Source organism: Burkholderia sp. Se-20378, assembly GCF_017104665.1.
Classification (GTDB): domain Bacteria; phylum Pseudomonadota; class Gammaproteobacteria; order Burkholderiales; family Burkholderiaceae; genus Burkholderia; species Burkholderia lata.
On sequence record NZ_JAAGPG010000067.1, the window covers coordinates 1 to 16201 of the forward strand.

Sequence of the window (16201 nt, forward strand, 5' to 3'; positions counted from 1 at the left end):
CGCTTCGAAGGCCGTACGGCGCGCATCGAGGTCGCGTTCCTTCAGGACGCCGCCGGTGCCGGCCGACAGGCCGGGGAAGAAAAACGTCTTCAGCAGCGGGTAGCGCGGATGCGGCGATGGCCGCAGATGGAAATCGGCGACCCAGTCCTCGGCGCTCAGGTATTCGAGGTTGATCCACACGGGGCGACGCGCGCGGCGCGCCATCGCCGCGAGATACGCGCCGGGCAGCTCGCACGCGAACGCTTCGATCACGACGTCGGCGATCTCCAGCGCGTCGCCGGCTTCCGCATGCCAGTGCTCGATCACGATCGCGTCGACCGTCTGCCGTCCTGCGTCGGGATCGACCCCGGGCAGCAGGCGCGCGAACGTGCGCAGGTCGTCGACGAACAGGCGAACCTGCCAGCCGTGCTCGTGTGCGAGCTGGCGCGCGACGCGCCAGCAGACGCCGATGTCGCCGAAATTGTCGATCACGGTGCAGAAGAGGTCGCAGGCGATCGGTTCGCCCGGCGCGAGCGGCGCGGCGGGCAGGGGGGCAGCGGTGGTGCGGGGCATCGAAGCGGGCCGGTGAATGCTCTAAACTGGCGATTCTAATAGACCCGTTCCGCGTTACAAGGCGCCCGGATCACGCATGACATCCCCTGAAGCTTCCGATACCCCGTTCGAACCGAAGAAGATCCTTGCGCAGTTGCCGCACATGCCGGGCGTCTATCGCTATTACGACACGGCGGGTGCCGTGCTCTATGTCGGCAAGGCACGCGACCTGAAGAAGCGCGTATCGAGCTATTTCACGAAGACGCAACTGTCGCCGCGCATCGCGATGATGGTCACGCGCATCGCGCGCATCGAGACGACCGTCACGCGCTCGGAGGCCGAGGCGCTGCTGCTCGAAAACAACCTGATCAAGGCGCTCGCGCCGCGCTACAACATCCTGTTTCGCGACGACAAGTCGTATCCGTACCTGAAGCTCACCGCGCACCGCTTTCCGCGGATGGCCTACTACCGCGGCTCGGTCGACAAGCAGAACCAGTATTTCGGGCCGTTCCCGAGCGCCTGGGCCGTGCGCGAGAGCATCCAGATCCTGCAGCGCGTGTTCCAGCTGCGCACCTGCGAGGATTCGGTCTTCAACAACCGCACGCGGCCGTGCCTGCTGCACCAGATCGGGCGCTGCACGGCGCCGTGCGTCGGCGCGATCGCCGACGAGGATTACGCGATCGACGTGTCGAACGCCGCGCGTTTCCTGCTCGGCCGGCAGTCCGAAGTGATGAAGGAGCTCGAGCAGAAGATGCACGCGTTCGCGGCCGAGCTGAAATTCGAGCAGGCGGCGGCCGTGCGCAACCAGATGAGCTCGCTCGCGACGGTGCTGCACCAGCAGGCGATCGAGGTCGGCAGCGACAGCGACGTCGATATCCTGGCCGTCGTCGCCCAGGGCGGGCGCGTGTGCGTGAATCTCGCGATGGTGCGCGGCGGCCGGCATCTCGGCGACAAGGCGTATTTCCCGACCCACGTCGAGAGCGCGCTGACGCTCGCCGAGGGCGGTATCGGCGACGAGTCCGAATTGGCGGAGGCGGCCGATGCGTCCGCCGACGCACTGCCTGACCTGCCCGCGGAAGAACCCGGCCGTGCGCGTGGCGACGCGGCGGCGTCGGTCGAGGCGGAAGTGCTCGACGCGTTCATCGCGCAGCACTATCTCGGCAATCGCGTACCGCCCGTGCTGGTCGTGAGCCATGCACCCGCGAGCCGCGACCTGCTCGAGCTGCTGTCCGAGCAGGCCGGCCACAAGGTGTCGCTGGTGCGGCAGCCGCAGGGACAGCGGCGTGCGTGGCTGTCGATGGCCGAACAGAATGCGCAGATCGCGCTCATGCGGCTGCTGTCCGAGCAGGGCTCGCAGCAGGCGCGCACGCGTGCGCTCGCGGAGACGCTCAGCTACGAATGCGACGATCTCGCGACGCTGCGGATCGAATGCTTCGACATCAGCCATACGATGGGCGAGGCGACGCAGGCGTCGTGCGTGGTCTACCACCATCACAAGATGCAGTCGAGCGAATACCGCCGCTACAACATCACCGGGATCACGCCGGGCGACGACTACGCGGCGATGCGGCAGGTGCTCACGCGCCGCTACGAAAAGATGGTCGAGCAGGCCGCGCAGGCGGCTGCCGCCGACGATGCGGCCGGCATCGACGGCGAGTCGACGCGCCAGGCCGAGGCGTCGAGCCTGCTGCCGAACATCGTGCTGATCGATGGCGGCAAGGGTCAGGTCGAAATCGCGCGCCAGGTGTTCACCGAGCTGGGGCTCGACACGTCGATGCTGGTCGGCGTCGCGAAAGGCGAGGGGCGCAAGGTCGGCCTCGAGACGCTCGTGTTCGCGGATGGCCGCACGCCGCTCGAACTCGGCAAGGAGAGCGCCGCGTTGATGCTCGTCGCGCAGATCCGCGACGAGGCGCACCGTTTCGCGATCACCGGCATGCGCGCCAAGCGGGCGAAGGCGCGCCAGACGTCGCGGCTCGAGGAGCTCGAGGGCGTCGGCGCGAAGCGCCGGCAGCGGCTGCTCGCGCGGTTCGGCGGGTTGCGCGGCGTGGTGGCCGCGAGCGTCGAGGAACTCGCGAGCGTCGAGGGCATCTCGCACGCGCTCGCCGAGCAGATCTACAAGCAGCTTCACTGACGCGGCCGTGCGGCCGGCTGCCTTGCCAGCGTTCTTGTGGCAGGCCGGTCGACACGGCACAATTGCGAATCCTTTACTGTCCCGCATGCCATGCCGTTCAATTTCCCGATTTTCCTGACGTGGGTACGGATCGTGCTGATTCCGCTCGTCGTCGGCGTGTTCTATCTGCCGGACACGGTGATGGGCGGCGCGCACCGCAATCTTGCGGCGGCGGCGATCTTCATACTCGCGGCGCTGACCGACTGGTTCGACGGCTATCTGGCCCGCAAGTGGAACCAGACGTCGTCGTTCGGTGCGTTTCTCGATCCGGTGGCGGACAAGCTGATGGTGACGGCCGCGCTGCTGATCCTCGTGCAGATTTCGCGGGTCGACGCGGCGATCGCGCTCGTGATCGTCGGCCGCGAAATCGCGATTTCGGCGCTGCGCGAGTGGATGGCGCAGATCGGTGCGTCGAAGAGCGTCGCGGTGAACCAGCTCGGCAAGTTCAAGACCGCATGCCAGATGATCGCGATTCCGATGCTGCTGTTCTACGGGCCGCTGCCGCTCGGCGTCGTGACGATCGACACGCGCGTGTGGGGCAAATGGTTGATGTATCTCGCCGCGGTGCTGACGATCTGGTCGATGCTGTACTACATGAAGCTCGCATGGCCGCAGATTCGCGAGCGCGGCGGCGCATGATGCATTCGGTCGAGCAGGTTTTTGGAAAAAGGGCTGGAAAAGCCCTTGACACAGGAATGTGCCTTCGACATAATCTCGCTTCTCCGCTGCACGACGAAGTAAGTGTGTGACGGGGAAGCAGTAGCGCAGCAATACGCGGGAGTAGCTCAGTTGGTAGAGCGCAACCTTGCCAAGGTTGAGGTCGCGAGTTCGAGACTCGTCTCCCGCTCCAGATTTTTTCTGGCAGCGTGTTGTACGGCAAAGCGCTGCAGATGCAGGACACATGCGGGAGTAGCTCAGTTGGTAGAGCGCAACCTTGCCAAGGTTGAGGTCGCGAGTTCGAGACTCGTCTCCCGCTCCAGATTTTTCTGGCAGCGTGTTGTACGGCAAAGCGCTGCAGATGCAGGACATATGCGGGAGTAGCTCAGTTGGTAGAGCGCAACCTTGCCAAGGTTGAGGTCGCGAGTTCGAGACTCGTCTCCCGCTCCAAGTAATGGGGAAGCCAAGCTTCCCTTTTTATTTGATGGACTTTCGGTCCTCGAATAAAGAATCTGTCGCTTGCCTCACGGCATTCGCACAGTCCGCTTTTGGCGCGATAGCAAAGCGGTTATGCAGCGGCCTGCAAAGCCGTTTAGGCCGGTTCGACTCCGGCTCGCGCCTCCAGGTAGAAAGAGAAAAAGCCCCGCTTCGGCGGGGCTTTTCTTTTTTCTGCGTCGCTTGCGGCCGTCGTGCATGGTGCATGCGACGGCCGTTGGGCAATCAACCATCCACCGGCTGCGCCGGTGTGTCGAGCGTCAACTGATAGAACGCCGCGTCGAGCCAGCGGCCGAACTTGAATCCCGCCTGCGTGATCGTGCCCGCGTGCACGAATCCGAGCTTCGTATGCAGTGCGATGCTTCCCGCATTGGTCGCATCGATGCAGCCGACCACCACGTGCACCTGCGCTTCGTGCGCGCGCCGGACCACTTCGCGCAGCAGCACTTCGCCAAGCCCGCGGCCACGCTGGTCGCGATGCACGTACACGCTGTGTTCGACCGTGTACTTGTACGCGGGAAACGCGCGAAACGTACCCCAGCTCGCAAAGCCGAGCAGCGTGCCCGATGCGTCGACGGCACCGATGACCGGAAAGCCCCCCGCGCGCTTCGCCGCAAACCACGCGACCATCGCTTCCGGCGGACGCGGCTTGTAGTCGTACAGCGCGGTCGAGGTCGCGATCGCGTCGTTCAGGATCTCGAGAATGGCCGGCGCATGCTCGGCCTCGCTGCAATCGATCAGGCGCACGTCGTCGCGCTGTGTCGGGGAATTCATACGGGCTCCTGTGGGCAGTAAGTAGGGCGTGCGCACGACTGCTGCGACGCCGCGTTCATCAGAGGTTCCGCACGCCGGCGGCGGATGCATCGCAGATCGCGACGACATAGCGCGCGGCATGCGACGACGGATTGCTGAAAATCAGCGGCTGGTCGAGCCGCATGGCCAGACAGTCGCCTTCGTGAAGTTCGTGAAGCGCGTCGCCGAACGTGACGTCGACGCGGCCGCTGATGACCCACACCTGCTGATGCAGCGCGCTTTCGCGTCCGCCACTGTCGTACGCGACGCGGGCACCGGGCGGGAAATCCACCTCGACGAGCTGGATCGGCGACGGCCAGCCGGCCGGGGAGAGGTTGCGGCGCACATAGCCGGACGCCGGATCCCGCCATTCGGCCTGCTGCGCGCGACGCGCCAGCGGCTGCGCGGGCGTGTCGTCCTGGTCGCCGCCGAACAGCCCGGCCAGCGACACGCCGAGCCCGGCCGCGAGCTTGTCGAGCACGACGGCCGTCGGGCTGGCCGATGCGCGTTCGATGAGCGAGATCATCGAACGGCTGACGCCGGAGCGCGCGGCCAGCGCATCGAGCGTGTAGCCTCGCACGGTGCGCAGGTCGCGTACGCGCCGGGCGATGCGTTCGTTGATGCCGGTGTCGTCGGCGGTGGCTGATTCTTTCATGATGGATTTATTTTCCAGCAAACTGGAATTCGATGTCAACGGGATTGACGTCCGATAGCTCGATGGAATCCGAACGGCTTGCCCGGCGGTCGCGCACGGCGTAATATACGAATCGACTACGTTTCGTTTAATTGGGGATATATGGGCATCATCAAGATTTCCGAGCACATGCACGAGCGGTTGCGCTCGACCAGCACGGCGCTGAGCCGCTCGATCAATGCGCAGGCCGAACACTGGCTGCGTGTCGGGATGCTGGCGGAACTCAACCCCGCGCTGTCCTACGGGGACATCTGCCGGATGCTGATCGAGGCCGAAGCACGGGGCGGTGAGACGGGGCCGGCGGAACCGGTCGAGCACGGCATCGAGCAGGTGGCGTAATGGCGAAACGAGAAATCCCGATCCGCGGCGCCGCGGAAATCGCCAAGTCGCGTGAAGCCGCGAAGCTCGCGTCGCAGGTGCTGACGATGATTACCGAGCACGTGAAGCCGGGCGTCTCGACCGATGATCTGGACGCACGTTGCCGCGAATATATCGTCGACGTGCTCGGCGCGATCCCGGCGAACATCGGTTACCACGGTTATCCGAAGACGCTCTGCACGTCGGTCAACCACGTGGTGTGTCACGGCATTCCGACGTCGCGGCCGCTGCGCGACGGCGACATCGTGAACCTCGACATCGCGGTGATCAAGGATGGCTGGTTCGGCGATACGAGCCGCATGTATTTCGTCGGCGAACCGAACGAGCTCGCGCGGCGGCTTGTCGCGACGACCTATGAGGCGATGCACGCGGGTATTCGCGCGGTGCGTCCGGGCGCAACGCTCGGCGACGTCGGCTACGCGATTCAGCAGGTCGCGCATCGCGAAGGATTCAGCGTGGTGCGTGAGTACTGCGGGCACGGCATCGGCGATGTGTATCACGACGAGCCGCAGGTGCTGCACTACGGCCGTCCGGGCACCGGCGTGCCGCTCCGGCCGGGGATGATCTTCACGATCGAGCCGATGCTCAACGCGGGCAAGCGCGACACGCGCATGCTGGCGGACGGCTGGACGGTCGTCACGAAGGATCATTCGCTGTCGGCGCAATGGGAGCACATGGTCGTGGTGACCGAAACGGGCTTCGAGGTGCTGTCCGAGGACGCGAAGCCGCAGGCGTTCCAGGCGCTGTCCGGCACGCACGCCGCTTGATACCTGAGGGGCGCCGCAAAGGGCGGTGCGGCGTCACAGCGAAACGGGCCCCTTTGCGGGGCCCGTTTCGTTTTCGTTCCAGGTTGCGCGGCGCGATTTAAGCGCGAACGCGCCGACCGGCTGCCCGGTGGGGGAGCGCGGCTTGGCCGCCGCTCAACCGCGCGCCTTTTGCCACGCGGATTCGACGAATACGCGGCACAGTGCTTCCATTCCCTTGCGGTCTTCGTCGTCGAAGCGCGCGGCGACCGGGCTGTCGACGTCCCACACGCCGATCAGCGTGCCGTCGGCGGCCACCAGCGGCACGACGATTTCCGATTCCGACGCCGCATCACACGCGATATGGCCGGGGAAGTCATGCACGTCGCGCACGACCTGCGTCTCGCGCGTCTGCGCGGCCGTGCCGCACACGCCCTTGCCGAGCGCGATCCGCACGCAGGCGGGCTTGCCCTGGAACGGCCCGACCACGAGTTCCGTCCCGTCGAAGAAGTAGAAGCCGGCCCAGTTGAGACGGTCGAGCGAGTGGTAGACCAGCGCGGAGAAGTTGGCCGCGTTCGCGGTCAGGTCGCGTTCGGACTCGACGAGCGCGCGTGCCTGCTCGACGAGCGTCGCGTATTGATCGGCCTTGGAGGCGTTGGGGTCGTTGGACAGCGTGAACATGGCGGGAAAGCGATCAGGGTTGTGGAATGCGCGATGCGCGTACCGCAGTCTACGGCACGCGCGCACGGTTTGCAGCGCCCGGTCACGCGTGAAGCGGCGCGCTCAATCGGGTTCGAGTTCGGTAAACCGCTCCGCCAGAAAATCGAGCAGCGCGCGCACTGCGGGCAGCAATCCCCGGCGCGACGCGAACACCGCATGGACGATTTCACGGCGCGGCGCCCAGTCGGGCAGCACGGTCACCAGCTCGCCGCGCGCGACCTCATCGCGCACCATCATCGTCGGCAGCTGCACGATGCCGACGCCCGCGACGGCCGCCGCGCGCAGCGCGAGCATGCCGCCCGTCACGAAGCGCGGCTGGTGATGAATTTCCGCATGAGCGCCGTCGGGCCCGCGCAGCCGCCACACGTGCGCGGACTGCGGGGCGCCGTGATCGAGGCTCGGCAGGCGCGCGAGATCGGCGGGAACGGCCGGTGCGCCGTGCTCGCGCAGCAGCGTGGGGCTCGCGACGAGGCACTGGCCGCGCTCGGCCAGCATGCGCAGTGCGAGATCGCTGTCTTCGAGCGGCGGCGGGCGCACACGGATCGCGACGTCGATCCCTTCGCCGACGACGTCGACGCGCCGGTTGGTCGCTTCCAGATGGATCTCGACGCGCGGGCACGCGACCATGAACGCGGCGATCATCGTGCCGACCAGCGAATCGAGCAGCACGATCGGGCAACTGACGCGCACGATGCCGCGCGGCTCCTCGTGCAGCAGCGCGATCGCCTCGTCGGCCGCATCGGCTTCGACGAGCATCGCGCGGCAATGCGCGTAATAGGTCTGGCCGACGTCGGTAACCGTGAAGCGACGCGTCGAGCGCTGGATCAGCCGCATCCCGAGCCGGGCCTCGAGCAGCGCGATGCGGCGGCTCAGCTTCGATTTCGGCATGTCCAGCGCGCGCCCGGCCGGTGCGAAGCCGCCGTGTTCGACGACCTGCACGAAGTAATAGAGATCGTTCAGATCCCGCGCTTTATCGTTCATGAAATGGAACGCTGAGTGCGATTTTGGCAGTCTACCGGATCGATCGTTCCACCACTATATTTCTACCCAGGATGCGAAACACGTGTTTCGCCGCAATTCGGAGAAGGCAATGAAGAAGATCCAGGGTGTGTACAGTGCGCCGCGCGGCCATTGGGTCGGCGACGGTTTCCCGGTGCGTTCGATGTTCAGCTACCAGTCTCACGGTGCGCACCTGAGCCCGTTCCTGCTGCTTGATTACGCCGGCCCGGCCACGTTCGAGCCGGGTTCGGTCTCGGCACCGCGCGGTGTCGGCCAGCATCCGCACCGCGGGTTCGAAACGGTGACGATCGTCTATGACGGCGAGGTCGCGCACCGCGACTCGACTGGCGCGGGCGGCGTGATCGGCCCGGGCGACGTGCAGTGGATGACGGCCGCGAGCGGGATCCTGCATGAGGAATTCCACTCGGAAGGGTTCACGCAGCGGGGCGGCCCGCTCGAGATGGTGCAGCTGTGGGTGAATCTGCCCGCCGCGGACAAGATGGGGGCGCCCGGCTACCAGACGTTGCTGAACGCCGACATCCCCGTCGTCGAGCTGCCGGACGGCGCGGGGCGTGCGCGGATCATCGCGGGTGAACTCGACGGGCGGCGCGGCCCGGCCCGCACGCATACGCCGATCGACGTGTGGGACGTGCGGCTCGTGGCCGGCGGCCATGCGCGGTTCCCGGTCGCCGAAGGGCGCACGCTCGCGGTGGTCGTGCTGAGCGGTACCGTGCAGGTGAACGGCGAGACGGTCGCCCGCGAAGCGCAGTTCGTGCAACTCGGCCGCGACGGCAGTGACGTCGAGATCGAAGCGAACGGCGACGCGAAGCTGCTGATCCTGAGCGGCGAACCGATCGACGAACCTGTCGTCGGTTACGGGCCGTTCGTGATGAACTCGCAAGCGGAGATCCGTACCGCGATCGAGGACTTCAACGGCGGTCGCTTCGGCCAGATGCCGGCATGACGGACAGGCCCCGCGCAATGCGGGGCCTTTTTTTGCGCGCGGACAGTCGGTCGCGCGGCGCGTGCGCTTCGAGGCATAATCGTCGATTGCCGCGCGCCGGCCGGCGCGCCCGAATCAGGACCGACCATGAACGCATCCGCTGCATCCCCGAGCGCCGCCGATCTCGACTGGCGCTGGAAATCCTTCGACGCACTGACGGCGCGCGAAGTCTATTCGATCCTCGAAGCACGCAGCGCGGTGTTCGTCGTCGAGCAGAACTGTGTGTATCGCGACATCGACGACGCGGACCAGACCGCATGGCATCTGGCCGCCTTCGATCCGGCAGGCCACCTGGCCGGCTATCTGCGCGTGCTGCTGCCCGATGCGCAGAATACCGACGTACGCATCGGCCGCGTGCTGACGACCGCCGCGTTTCGCGGTGCGGGCCTCGGCAACGGGCTGCTGTCGCGCGCGCTCGAGCATATCCGCGCGCAGTGGCCGGATACGCCGGTGAGCCTGCATGCGCAGGCCCACTTGCAGCGTTTTTACGGGGCATTCGGCTTCACGCCGAGTTCAGAGGTGCACGACGAGGACGGCATCCCGCACGTGTGGATGAGCAGCGCACGCGCGTAATGCGCGACGCGCCGCGCAGCGGTCAGTGCGCGGCGTGCGCTACCGGCGGCCGGTCCGCGCGCTGCGCCCGTTCATCGATCAGGCGGCCGCGCGCGGACAGCCGCAGCCAGTGCCGCAGCGCGATCAGCGCACCGATCACGCTCATCATCGAGCCGGGAATCCACAGCAACAGGCCGCCGATCTGCTGATCGCGCAGCGGGCTCAGCCACGTGAACGCACGGCCGCAGATCGAATAGATCGGATACAGCTCGTGCGGCGTGAAGAAGATCAGCGCGCCGAGCGCGATCTGCGGCGGGATCGCCGCGACGACGATCAGGATCCGGCGGCCCGGCGACAACCGCGCGGGCGGCGCGGGACGCGGATCGACGACGAGCCACCAGAACAGCAGCCCGTCGATCACCATGCTCCAGTTCATCACGCGATAAAGACGCCAGTCGAGCATCGCGATGAAGTGGATCGGCGACAGCAGCCAGAAATAGATCAGCCCGACGAACAGCACGACCGCGACGACGGGATGGAACACCACGTCGAGCGTCGCGCGCACGGGCGCCCACGCGAGCGCGGGGCGTACGAAACGCTGCCGCCAGCGGAACGGGATGCCCGCGCGAATCGCCGCGCCCGGATAGGACAGCGCGATGAAGAACGGCCCGAGGTGGTGCAGCACGAGGTGCTGTGCGCGATGCAGGAAGAACTCGTGCTCGAAGAAATAGTCGAGCCGCGTATGCAGCGCGATGTAGAGCGCCGTCAGCCCGAACCAGAACGAGAACTGCCGCAGCGGCGACACCTTCGCCTTCTTCACGCCGCGTGCGAACAGCACGGCAGCAGTCAGCACCGCGATCACCACGGTCGGCGACGGTTCCCACGGATCGAGCCAGTACAGGAGGTTCATCGCGCGCGGATCACTTCGCCTGGGCCGGCGACTTCACGGCGAACGGCGCATCGACCGTTTCGCCGTCGGAGAACTTCAGGCGCAGGTGCACGGTGTCGCCCGGCTTGATCGCGTGCTTCGGCTCCTCGAGCATGAAGTGGTAGCCGCCCGGCGCGATGTCGACCTTGCCGCGCGCGGGGATCGTCAGCTTGTCGACCATTTCCATCTTCTGCGTCGAGCCGTTCGAGACGGTCTGGTGCAGCATCGCCATCCCGTAGTCGGGGCTGTCGACGTCGACGAGATCGACCGGCTTGTCGCTCGTGTTCACGAGCGTCACGTAGCCGCCGGCCGGCAGCTTGTTCGGCAGCCAGCGCACCCACGCGTTCTGCGCAGTGATCGCGCCGGCGGCATACGCGTGGGCGCCTGCGCACAGCGCGGCGAGGAGGGCGAGCGTCTTGAGGGTCGTCTTGGTTTTCATGTCGGGGTGAATTCAGGTAGTGGAGGCGGTGTCGATGATCCGGCGGACATCGGCGGCGATGGCGTCGGGCGAGTCGCGGTCGGTCGCAAGCAGGCGGGCGCGGCCGCTCGCGTCGAAGATGTAGACGGCCGAGCTGTGCGTGACTTCGTAGCCGCCGGACGGATCGCGCTGCTCCATCTGGTACGCGACGCGATAGCGCTTCGCGAGCGATTCGATCTGGCGGTCGGTGCCGGTCAGGCCGCGCGCATGCGCGGCGTCGAATGCGGCGACATACGATTGCATGGCCTGCGGCGTGTCGCGCGCAGGGTCGACCGAGACGAACAGGATGCGCACATTGTTGGCCTGCGGGCCGAGCTTCGCCAGCACTTCCATCAGCCGCGCCATCGTTTCGGGGCAGACGTCGGGGCAATGCGTGTAGCCGAAGTAGACGAGCGCGACCTGGCCGTGGAATGCATCGGCGTCAATGGGGTGACCGTCGCCGCCCGTCAGCGTGAACGACAGGTCGGGCAGGTGGCCGGTAACGTTGGTCAGGTTCCAGCGCGGCTCGTCGTGCGTGCACGCGGCGAGCGCCACGGCGGCGGCGAGGGCCGCGGCCGTGCGGATGAGGCGGGAGAAGCGCCGGTGCGGCGCGGTGCGGGCAGACGACATCCTGGGGCTCGATCGGCCGGAATGATGTCCGCCGCGCGGCGCCATGCGTCGCGCGGCAGGCGGTTGCGACTGTAGCGCAATTCGCGCGCCCGCGTCCTTTCGAAACCCGTACGCGGCGGGCGAGCGGGGCAATATGTCGCAGTTGGCGCGGGCGGCGGCGCGATGCCGGCGCTGCGCCGGTTTCGCCCATCTCGATGCGCAGGCGCGGTAAGATGCGCACAATTCCATTCGCGCAGCGGCCGCCCGGCGTTTGCCGGCCGGCCCTCACACTATCGAATCGATGCAATCCGTTCCGGCTTCTCTGTCCCTGACCGATACCGCGTTCTTCTTCGACTTCGACGGCACGCTCGTCGAGTTGGCGCCGACGCCCGACAGCATTCATGTTCCGCCGTCGCTGCTGACGCTGCTCGACGAGCTGCAGCGCCGCTCGCACGGCGCGGTCGCGATCGTGTCCGGGCGCGGGATCGACAACATCGACACGTTCCTGAAGATGCCCGGCATGCCGATCGCCGGCCTGCACGGCGCGGAGCGCCGCGATGCGAACGGCGACACGCAGCGCATCGGCTTCAACGACGAACGCCTGCTGCGCATCGAGCGCGAGCTGGCGGCCGTCGTCGACCGTCATCCGGGCATGCTGCTCGAAATCAAGGGCGCGGCCGTCGCGCTGCACTACCGCAACGCGCCCGAGCGCGAGGCGGCGGCGCGCGCGGCCACCGAGCGCCTCGTCGCCGACTATGCCGATGCGTATGTGCTGCAGCCCGGCAAGATGGTGTTCGAGATCAAGCCGAAAGGCGTCGACAAGGGGCGCGCACTCGCCGCGTTCCTCGACGAGCCGCCGTTTGCCGGCCGCGTGCCGGTGTTCGCGGGCGACGACCTGACCGACGAGAAGGGCTTCGCGGTGGTCAACGCGCGCGGCGGCCTGTCGATCAAGGTCGGCGCGGGCGAGACGTCCGCCCGCACGCGGCTCGATTCGGTCGACGCGCTGCATGAGCTGATCGCGCGCTGGCTCGGTGCGGAGCAGCCGGACGCATGAGTCGCCTCATCATCGTTTCAAACCGCGTTGCGCCGATTTCGGAAGGCGAACCGGCGGCAGGTGGTCTCGCGATCGGCGTCTACGATGCGCTGAAGGAGACGGGCGGCATGTGGTTCGGCTGGAGCGGCGAGGTCGTCGCGTCCGGCGCGCCGCAGATCCGCGTCGAGGAGCACGGGCCGGTCACGTTCGCGACTATCGGCTTGTCACGGCGCGACTACGACCAGTATTACCGCGGCTTCTCGAACGCGACGCTGTGGCCCGCGTTTCACTACCGCACCGACCTGATCCAGTACGACCGTCACGAGTTCGAAGGCTACAGCCGCGTGAACGTGTGGCTCGCCCAGCAGCTCGTGCCGCTGCTGCAGGACGACGACGTGATCTGGGTGCACGACTATCACCTGATCCCGTTCGCGCGCGCACTGCGCGCGGCCGGCGTGAAGAACCGCATCGGCTTCTTCCTGCACATCCCGTTTCCGGCTGCGCAGGTGCTCGTCAATGTGCCGCCGCATCGCGATCTCGTCGAGTCGCTGTGCGCGTTCGACCTGCTCGGCTTCCAGACCGAACCCGACCTGCGCGCGTTCTGCGACTACGTTGAATCGGAAGCGGACGGCGTGATCGAGCGCGACGGCCACCTGGCGACGGTGCGCGCATTCGGCCAGACGCTGCGCGCCGCCGCCTATCCGATCGGCGTGCATCCGGACGAGATCGCGTCGCTCGCGCAGGCCGGCGAGCACGGCAAGGCGGTGCGCACGCTCGCGACGTCGCTGCGCGGTCGCAAGCTGATCATGAGCGTCGACCGGCTCGATTACTCGAAGGGGCTCGTCGAGCGCTTCCGCGCGTTCGAGAAGCTGCTCGAGCACGAGCTGTCGCATCGCAATCGCGTGTCGTTCCTGCAGATCGCGCCGTCGACCCGCGCGGAGCTGCGCGCGTACCAGGACATCCGCCTGCAGCTCGAAGGGGAGTCGGGGCGCATCAACGGACGCTTCGCCGAGCTCGACTGGGCGCCGATCCTCTATATCCATCGCCAGTACGATCGCCAGCTGCTCGCTGCGCTGTACCGGCTCGCGCGGGTCGGCTATGTGACGCCGCTGCGCGACGGGATGAACCTCGTCGCGAAGGAGTACGTGTCCGCGCAGAATCCGGAGGATCCGGGCGTGCTCGTGCTGTCGCGCTTCGCGGGCGCCGCACGCGAGTTGACGGGGGCGCTGATCGTCAATCCGATCGATATCGACGGGATGGCCGATGCGCTGTCGCAGGCGCTGACGATGCCGCTCGCCGAGCGGCGCGCGCGTTATACGGACATGATCGCGCAGCTTCGCGAGAACAACGTGTCGGTGTGGCGCGACAACTTCCTGCGCGATCTGCAGCACGCTTAACCGGCAGGTCATCGAGCAATAAAAAAAGCCGCAGTGCGACGCGCACTGCGGCTTTTTTGTCGGCTGCGGGCCGGTGTGTCAGGCCGCGCGTTCGCCAGTCGGCGTGCTGCCGTCGGGGGCCGGGTGATGGCGGCCGTGCTGTTTCGCGAGCAGGTCGCGGTACAGGCCCGGGCGGTTGCGCAGCACGTCGGGTGCGCCGTCGTCGATGACCTTGCCGTTGTTCATCACGATGATCCGGTCGAAGTTGCGCAGCGTCGACAGGCGGTGGGCGATTGCTATCACCGTGCGACCGACCATCAGGCGGTCGAGCGCGCTCTGGATCGCTTCCTCGGACGCGCTGTCGAGCGCGGACGTCGCTTCGTCGAGCAGCAGGATCGGCGCATCCTTCAGGATCGCGCGCGCGATCGCGATGCGCTGGCGCTGGCCCCCCGACAGCTTGACGCCGCGGTCGCCGACGATCGTGTCATAGCCTTCCGGCATCGCTTCGATGAACTCCGCGCAGCGCGCGTCGCGCGCGGCGGCGAGCACTTCCTCACGGGTGGCTTCGGGGCGGCCGTACGCGATGTTGTCGTAGATCGTCCGGTGCAGCAGCGAGATGTCCTGCGGCACGAGCGCGATCGCGTGGCGCAGGCTGTCCTGCGTGATCGTCTTCACGTCCTGGCCGTCGACCTGCACGGCGCCGTCCTGCGTGTCGTAGAAGCGCTGCAGCAGCGCGAGCACGGTCGATTTGCCGGCGCCCGACTTGCCGATCAGGCCGACGCGCTGGCCCGGCTCGATATGGAGGTCGAAGTGGTCGAGGATCGCGCGGCGGTGCGGATACGCGAACGTCACGCGCTCGAAGTTGACGCGGCCGCCCTTGGCCGACAGCGGTTGTGCGTCGGAGCGGTCCGGCATCCCGTGCGGTTCGAGCAGCGTCTTGACCGCTTCGGACAGGCGCGCGATGTGCTGCGTGACGTCGACGAGCGCGACCGCGAGATCGCGCGTGCCGTGCAGGATCGTGAAGCCGAGCGAGCTGACGAGCACGATGTCGCCCGACGTCGCGCGGCCCTGGTCCCACAGCCACAGCGCCCAGCCGAGCAGGCCGGCGGACAGCATCGCGGTGATCACCGCGTGCAGCAGACGCAGCTTCTCGAGATAGAGCAGGCTCTGCTGGCGCGCATCCATCTCGGCCTTGACCGTCGCGCCGAAGCGTTTCTGTTCGCGCAGCGTCATCCCGAACGCCCGCACGAGGCCCATGTTGCCGATCACGTCGACGAGCTCGCCGTCGACCGCCGCGGCCTTCGCCGCGAACGCGTGGTGGCGCGCGGAGCCGCGACCGGCCAGCTTGAACAGCACGACGGAGAGCACGGCGGAGCAGCCGAGCAGGCCGGCCGCCATCATCGGGTTGACGACGATGATCATCAGGATCGCGCCCATCACCGCGATGCACGGCGGCAGCACGTTCCACGCCATCGTGTTCTCCGACGTGTAGACGGCGTTCGACGTGGCCGTGATGCGGCTCGCGAGCGTGCCGGGCTGCTTCTCGGCGTAGTAGGTGGGCGAATGGCCGATCAGGTACTGGAACAGGTCGCGCCGGAGGTCGCCGGTGACCGCGACGAACGTGTGCGCGGCGAACCAGCCGCCGACGCGCCACAGCAGGTTGTCGGCGGCGATCAGCCCGACGAGCAGCGCGAATGCGCTCCACAGCGGGCCGGGGTGATGCCGTCCGGTCGCCAGCACGTCGATCAGGTGCTTGATCGCGTATTGCGAGCCGAGCGCGCAGCCGACGGCGGCCAGCACGCTGCAGAGCACGATCAGGTGGGCGACAGGATGCAGGCGAATGTAGCGGAACAGGAACGCGATCGGTCGATGCGCGTAGCTCGACAGCTTCGCGTTGTGGGCGTTGCGCTGGGCAGGGGTGAGAGATTCCAAAATATGCGTGCGGTGATTCGGTGATTGAGCGTGGCGGCTGGATCGCAGGCCGGCGTTCGCCCGGACTGAATAATCCGGCATTGTAAACAAGGCCGCGTGTCGCGCTGCGCGAATCTTGCCTCGGCCAGGGGC

General features: G+C 67.1%; 17 protein-coding genes and 4 tRNA genes. 12 read left to right on the plus strand and 9 right to left on the minus strand.

Going from position 1 to position 16201, the window contains the following annotated elements; all coding sequences use genetic code 11:
- Positions 1–552 (minus strand): elongation factor P maturation arginine rhamnosyltransferase EarP (earP, locus tag G3N93_RS10580; RefSeq protein ID WP_206132989.1); only part of this gene is annotated, 552 nt, incomplete at its 3' end.
- A gap of 76 nt (positions 553–628) precedes the next feature.
- Here earP and uvrC point away from each other — a divergent pair.
- The 6 genes from uvrC (at position 629) to G3N93_RS10610 (ending at position 3982) form a co-directional block, all read left to right on the plus strand.
- A complete protein-coding gene (gene uvrC, locus G3N93_RS10585; RefSeq protein WP_174944473.1) occupies positions 629–2662 on the plus strand; it encodes an excinuclease ABC subunit UvrC in 2034 nt (677 codons plus the stop codon).
- Positions 2663–2752: 90 nt separating this feature from the next.
- A complete protein-coding gene (pgsA, locus tag G3N93_RS10590; protein WP_206132990.1) occupies positions 2753–3340 on the plus strand; it encodes a CDP-diacylglycerol--glycerol-3-phosphate 3-phosphatidyltransferase in 588 nt (195 codons plus the stop codon).
- A gap of 135 nt (positions 3341–3475) precedes the next feature.
- Positions 3476–3551, plus strand: a tRNA-Gly gene (locus G3N93_RS10595).
- A gap of 53 nt (positions 3552–3604) precedes the next feature.
- A tRNA-Gly gene (locus tag G3N93_RS10600) sits at positions 3605–3680 on the plus strand.
- A gap of 52 nt (positions 3681–3732) precedes the next feature.
- Positions 3733–3808, plus strand: a tRNA-Gly gene (locus tag G3N93_RS10605).
- Positions 3809–3908: 100 nt separating this feature from the next.
- A tRNA-Cys gene (locus tag G3N93_RS10610) sits at positions 3909–3982 on the plus strand.
- A 96-nt stretch (positions 3983–4078) separates the two neighbouring features.
- Here G3N93_RS10610 and G3N93_RS10615 read toward each other — a convergent pair.
- Both G3N93_RS10615 and G3N93_RS10620 read right to left on the minus strand, forming a co-directional pair.
- Entirely contained in the window at positions 4079–4627 is a 549-nt protein-coding gene (locus G3N93_RS10615) for a GNAT family N-acetyltransferase (RefSeq protein WP_174935175.1), read from the minus strand.
- Between the two features lie 58 nt (positions 4628–4685).
- A complete protein-coding gene (locus G3N93_RS10620; protein ID WP_206132991.1) occupies positions 4686–5300 on the minus strand; it encodes a helix-turn-helix domain-containing protein in 615 nt (204 codons plus the stop codon).
- Between the two features lie 141 nt (positions 5301–5441).
- On the opposite strand from G3N93_RS10620, the gene G3N93_RS10625 reads away from it, so the two are divergent.
- Entirely contained in the window at positions 5442–5678 is a 237-nt protein-coding gene (locus G3N93_RS10625) for a ParD-like family protein (RefSeq protein WP_039348336.1), read from the plus strand.
- On the plus strand, positions 5678–6484 hold the full coding sequence (gene map / locus G3N93_RS10630; RefSeq protein ID WP_206132992.1) for a type I methionyl aminopeptidase: 807 nt from the start codon (positions 5678–5680) through the stop codon (positions 6482–6484). The genes G3N93_RS10625 and map overlap by 1 nt, the downstream gene beginning before the upstream one ends.
- A gap of 153 nt (positions 6485–6637) precedes the next feature.
- On the opposite strand, the gene G3N93_RS10635 is transcribed toward map, so the two are convergent.
- Together G3N93_RS10635 and G3N93_RS10640 are read right to left on the minus strand one after the other, a co-directional pair.
- Positions 6638–7141 carry a GAF domain-containing protein gene (locus G3N93_RS10635; protein ID WP_011351430.1) on the minus strand — a complete coding sequence of 168 codons (504 nt, stop codon included), beginning with the start codon at positions 7139–7141 and terminating at the stop codon, positions 6638–6640.
- Positions 7142–7243: 102 nt separating this feature from the next.
- Positions 7244–8161, minus strand: a complete 918-nt coding sequence (locus G3N93_RS10640) for a LysR family transcriptional regulator (protein ID WP_206132993.1) — start codon at positions 8159–8161, stop codon at positions 7244–7246.
- Positions 8162–8270: 109 nt separating this feature from the next.
- On the opposite strand from G3N93_RS10640, the gene G3N93_RS10645 reads away from it, so the two are divergent.
- Positions 8271–9143: a pirin family protein gene (locus G3N93_RS10645; protein ID WP_174935165.1), complete on the plus strand. Its 873-nt coding sequence runs from the start codon at positions 8271–8273 to the stop codon at positions 9141–9143.
- Between the two features lie 126 nt (positions 9144–9269).
- Complete coding sequence (locus tag G3N93_RS10650) at positions 9270–9755, plus strand: GNAT family N-acetyltransferase (protein WP_174989073.1); 486 nt, start codon at positions 9270–9272, stop codon at positions 9753–9755.
- Positions 9756–9777: 22 nt separating this feature from the next.
- Here the strand turns inward: G3N93_RS10650 and G3N93_RS10655 are convergent, their stop codons facing one another.
- Genes G3N93_RS10655 through G3N93_RS10665 form a run of 3 tightly spaced genes read right to left on the minus strand, consistent with a single transcriptional unit; the run spans position 9778 to position 11749 of the window.
- Positions 9778–10644 carry a cytochrome c oxidase assembly protein gene (locus tag G3N93_RS10655; protein ID WP_206122593.1) on the minus strand — a complete coding sequence of 289 codons (867 nt, stop codon included), beginning with the start codon at positions 10642–10644 and terminating at the stop codon, positions 9778–9780.
- A 10-nt stretch (positions 10645–10654) separates the two neighbouring features.
- Positions 10655–11101 (minus strand): copper chaperone PCu(A)C, encoded by a 447-nt coding sequence (locus tag G3N93_RS10660; protein ID WP_011351435.1) that lies wholly within the window; start codon positions 11099–11101, stop codon positions 10655–10657.
- Between the two features lie 12 nt (positions 11102–11113).
- Positions 11114–11749, minus strand: a complete 636-nt coding sequence (locus G3N93_RS10665) for an SCO family protein (RefSeq protein WP_174935161.1) — start codon at positions 11747–11749, stop codon at positions 11114–11116.
- A 280-nt stretch (positions 11750–12029) separates the two neighbouring features.
- On the opposite strand from G3N93_RS10665, the gene otsB reads away from it, so the two are divergent.
- Positions 12030–12782 (plus strand): trehalose-phosphatase, encoded by a 753-nt coding sequence (otsB, locus tag G3N93_RS10670; RefSeq protein WP_174944395.1) that lies wholly within the window; start codon positions 12030–12032, stop codon positions 12780–12782.
- Entirely contained in the window at positions 12779–14158 is a 1380-nt protein-coding gene (gene otsA, locus G3N93_RS10675) for an alpha,alpha-trehalose-phosphate synthase (UDP-forming) (protein ID WP_206132994.1), read from the plus strand. The genes otsB and otsA overlap by 4 nt, the downstream gene beginning before the upstream one ends.
- 78 nt (positions 14159–14236) lie before the next feature.
- Here the strand turns inward: otsA and G3N93_RS10680 are convergent, their stop codons facing one another.
- Positions 14237–16069, minus strand: a complete 1833-nt coding sequence (locus tag G3N93_RS10680) for an ABC transporter ATP-binding protein (RefSeq protein WP_174935151.1) — start codon at positions 16067–16069, stop codon at positions 14237–14239.
- Positions 16070–16201: the final 132 nt, after the last annotated feature.